The organism is Lachnoanaerobaculum saburreum DSM 3986, from assembly GCF_000185385.1.
Classification (GTDB): domain Bacteria; phylum Bacillota; class Clostridia; order Lachnospirales; family Lachnospiraceae; genus Lachnoanaerobaculum; species Lachnoanaerobaculum saburreum.
On record NZ_GL622296.1, the window covers coordinates 562900 to 566749 of the forward strand.

Genomic DNA, 3850 nt, shown 5'->3' on the forward strand with positions numbered 1-3850 from the left:
TGTATTTACAAGGCTTTGGAGGGTTTTGGTATATGACTAAGTGTTGAAGACCCGATACATTGAAAATCAGTATTCCAGATTTGAGTTGACCATATAGAGAAAAAAGCGTAATATACAGTTATATAATAAGTGAAAAGCAGTTTTTAAATGGTTATGAGGTAGATAATATGTTAGTTAATATTACAGTAGAGAATTTTAAGTCTTTTGATAAAAAAGAAGAATTGTCTATGATTTCATCAAGTAAGATACAGGAAAATAAGAGTCACCGTATTAAAATAAAGCAAACAAATTTATTGAAGAATGCAGTAATATATGGTGCTAATGCTTCGGGAAAATCAAACTTGGTTAAATCATTGGAGTTTATAAAAACAGTAATAATGGAAGGGCTTCCTTTGGAGTCTGTAAATAATTATTGTAGGAATAAAGATTCAAATAAAGACAGGGAAAGTGTATTTGAACTGCAATTTACAGTAGGTGATAAATTTTATGCATATGGTTTTGCCGCTGTTTTAAGTAAGAGAAAGATTATAGAAGAGTGGCTGTATGAGTTAATGCAGGATGGGAATGCAAATAATCTGTTTTCAAGGGATGGCGGTAATATGCCGAAGTTAGGTGATGGAATTAGATTGTCAAGTGCCGAGAAAAACAGGTTTAATGTTTATGCAGAAGACTTTATGGGAAATGAAACAGGGCTTTTTCTAACGGAGATGAATAGGGGCAAGAGATATGAAGATAATTCCAAGTTTATTTTTTTCAAAAAGGTATTTGAGTGGCTTATAAATAATATTATTATAATAAATCCTGATAGAGGCATTTCAAGTGATGAAGTATATTATACAAAGGAATCATTGGATACGGTTAGTAAATTGATAGAGACTTTTGATACAGGGGTAAATGAAATAAATACAAAAGAAATTACTCCGGAAGAACTTAGTAAGATGATTCCGAAAGACGTGATGTTAAATATTTTTGATAGTATTAAGTTAAAAATGCAATTAGAAAATTTAAAGAAAATGCAAATGACTTGGAGAATAGGTGAAGGATTTTTTAATATAAGAATAAGAGAAAACTCCGAGCCTGAAATTACTACAATTGTATTAAAGCATGGTAAGTCTATATTTGATTTTTCTGAAGAATCTGACGGCACAAAGAGATTGATTGATCTTATATATATGCTTATGATAAAGCAAGATGATATTGTATTTGTTGTTGATGAATTGGAGAGAAGCTTACATACAAAGCTTACAGAACATTTTATTGAAATGTTTATGGAATCACATAAAGAAGAGAGGATTCAGCTGATATTTACGACTCATGAGAATGCTATCATGGACAAAAAAATATTCCGTAGGGATGAAATATGGTTTATTGAGAGAGATAATAATAATGTCAGTGTAATCTATTCATTAGATAAATTTAAGGAAAGATATGATAAAAAACTAAGCAAGGCTTATTTAGAGGGAAGATATGGTGCAATACCTGTGTTTAAGCAATTTCAATTTAACAGGAATAAATTCCAAGAAAAATCCTTAAATAGGTGATCTGGCAAAAGATATTATGATTGCAATCAAACAGGAGAAATTATATTAATCAAGATATACAGATTATCAAATACATCTGTAATCGCCTCATCAATCTCTGTAAATTTGTTAATTAGGTCAGAAATCGGGTACCCCCTGTGTATATCAATCGGATGATTTTCTTGACTCTGCTATCTCTGTATTTATATCATCCTGTGACATATCGGAAATATTATATTTATTTGCAATTTTACTTGTTTTCTCTAAAGCGCTGATTCCAGGTGTCTCAGTGGCATCTGAATTTATATTAAATTGAATTGGTGTATTTGTCATAGTTAATCCTCCGAAATCTGAAATATTTTTATAGGTTAATTATAGTATATAATATTGTATTTCTATCAAGTATATTGATTTAATTAAAAGTATTTATTATAATAATTATGAATACAGTTTGTTATATCTAATAATTTTAGATACATATTTCTTATATTTTCCGGTTCAAAAGAGGTGTTATTTATAAAGGAGGTTTATGTCTGACAGGTCTATACAAAAATTCAAAGAATATGTACAAAAGTTAAATCCTATTGATGACATTATATTTAGAAAGATGGCAGAAAATAGGGAGTTTTGTGAAGAAATATTGAGGACGTTTTTGCAAGATTATCAGCTGAAAGTCTTAAATAATAAGTCGCAATATGCTATAACTAATATAGAAAGACGCTCTGTAATACTTGATGCTTATTGTGAGCTAAGAGATGGAAGGCGAGTGAATATTGAGGTTCAAAATGCTGACAATGTAAATCATCAAAAAAGAGTGAGATATTACAGCAGCGTGTTGACTACAAGCTTGATGAAAAAAGGAGAAAGCTTTGATAATGTGCCGGAAGTATGCATGATATATATTTGCAATTTCGATATATTCAAAGAAAATAAGAGTTCATATTTAATAAAAAGGGTGATAGACGGAAGTAATAGAGAAGTTGACAACGGGCTTAAAGAAATATATATCAGTGCTAATATAAATGACGGTACTACGTTATCTGAACTAATGGGAGTTTTTACAAAAGATGATTGTTACAGTGATAATTTTCCTGTGACATCTAAAATGAAATATGATTTTAAGTATGTTAAGGAGGGTAATAAGATGACGGATGCAATGAAGGAGTTATATGACATATTTAAAGAGGATTTTGATCAGGAAGTATTAGAAAAGTCTAAAAACAAGTGGATAAAAGAGGGAAGAAAAGAAGGTGTTATAAATACATTACTTATGCTTGTAAAAGATGGAATAATATCAGTAGAAGATGCTGCAAAAAGAGCAAATATAAGCGTAAGTACGTTTCAAAAATATTTGAATGAAAAAATGTAAATGATTTAGTAAAGGCTTAAAACAAAAACAATGAGGACACTGTAAAAGGTGTCCTTTTTTGTATGGCGGACATGTTGTCAGTCTTTTGTGAAAGTTGACAAGGTTAGGAGTTATTGATGAACTTCATATTTAATCCTAAGACTTATCTCATAAGGCGTCACAGATGGTTTCGATAATCAAACAGGGAAATTATATGAGGATAATTCTAAGTTTTTCAAAAAGGTATGAACTTAAAGAAAATTTTAAAATAGAGGTGCTACATGAAAATGTGTTAAATGTGCTTATTAACTTATCAATAAGTGAAATGTGGTAGTTTTGTTACATTGTATGGTCTGTTATCATTGTGCTATAATCTAATATATATAGTAGTAAATTGTCGGGAGTAAGATAATATGAATAGCACATTGATTTCAAAAATTGATGAACTTAGACAATATGATACGGAACGTGAGTGGTTTGAGTTCAAAGAAAATTGGAATGATCCGAGGGAATTGGGAGAATACATATCCGCAATTTCAAATAGTTCAGCCTATGAAGGTAGGGAGTATGGATACTTTATATGGGGGATTCATGATAAGACGCATGAACCGGTTGGGACTAAATTCGATCCGAATCAAGATGTTAAAGGAGAGCCTTTAAAGCACTTTCTAGCCAGACAAATATATCCTGATGTTAATTTTCACTTTGAAGAAATTTATTTAGAGGATAAGAGAGTGGTTGTATTGGTTATTCCGGCAGCTAAGATAATACCTACTTCTTTTTCGGAAGAGAGATATATAAGAATCGGATCAAGCAAAGAGAAGCTGAGAAAGTATCCGGAAAAAGAATCTTTTTTATTTTCTATTTTGAGAACCGGATTTCCAACAATAGAGAATACAGCAAGTGAGTATCAAGAATTATCTTTTGAAATAATGCTACCTTAACCCACCGGCTTTAGACGGTGGGTTAAGGTAGCAAAAAA

Annotated in this window: 4 protein-coding genes; 3 read left to right on the forward strand and 1 reads right to left on the reverse strand. The window is 30.6% G+C overall.

The annotated features are described in order from the left end of the window. Positions 1 to 167 precede the first annotated feature (167 nt). Positions 168 to 1541 (forward strand): AAA family ATPase, encoded by a 1374-nt coding sequence (locus tag HMPREF0381_RS02735; RefSeq protein WP_008750337.1) that lies wholly within the window; start codon positions 168 to 170, stop codon positions 1539 to 1541. 144 nt (positions 1542 to 1685) lie between these two features. Here the strand turns inward: HMPREF0381_RS02735 and HMPREF0381_RS14955 are convergent, their stop codons facing one another. Next, positions 1686 to 1853: a hypothetical protein gene (locus HMPREF0381_RS14955; RefSeq protein WP_008750338.1), complete on the reverse strand. Its 168-nt coding sequence runs from the start codon at positions 1851 to 1853 to the stop codon at positions 1686 to 1688. Between the two features lie 196 nt (positions 1854 to 2049). Here HMPREF0381_RS14955 and HMPREF0381_RS02740 point away from each other — a divergent pair, with 196 nt between their 5' ends. Beyond that, a complete protein-coding gene (locus HMPREF0381_RS02740; RefSeq protein ID WP_008750339.1) occupies positions 2050 to 2889 on the forward strand; it encodes an Rpn family recombination-promoting nuclease/putative transposase in 840 nt (279 codons plus the stop codon). Positions 2890 to 3281: 392 nt separating this feature from the next. Then, positions 3282 to 3812 carry an AlbA family DNA-binding domain-containing protein gene (locus tag HMPREF0381_RS02745; protein WP_008750341.1) on the forward strand — a complete coding sequence of 177 codons (531 nt, stop codon included), beginning with the start codon at positions 3282 to 3284 and terminating at the stop codon, positions 3810 to 3812. The last annotated feature ends 38 nt before the right edge of the window (positions 3813 to 3850 follow it).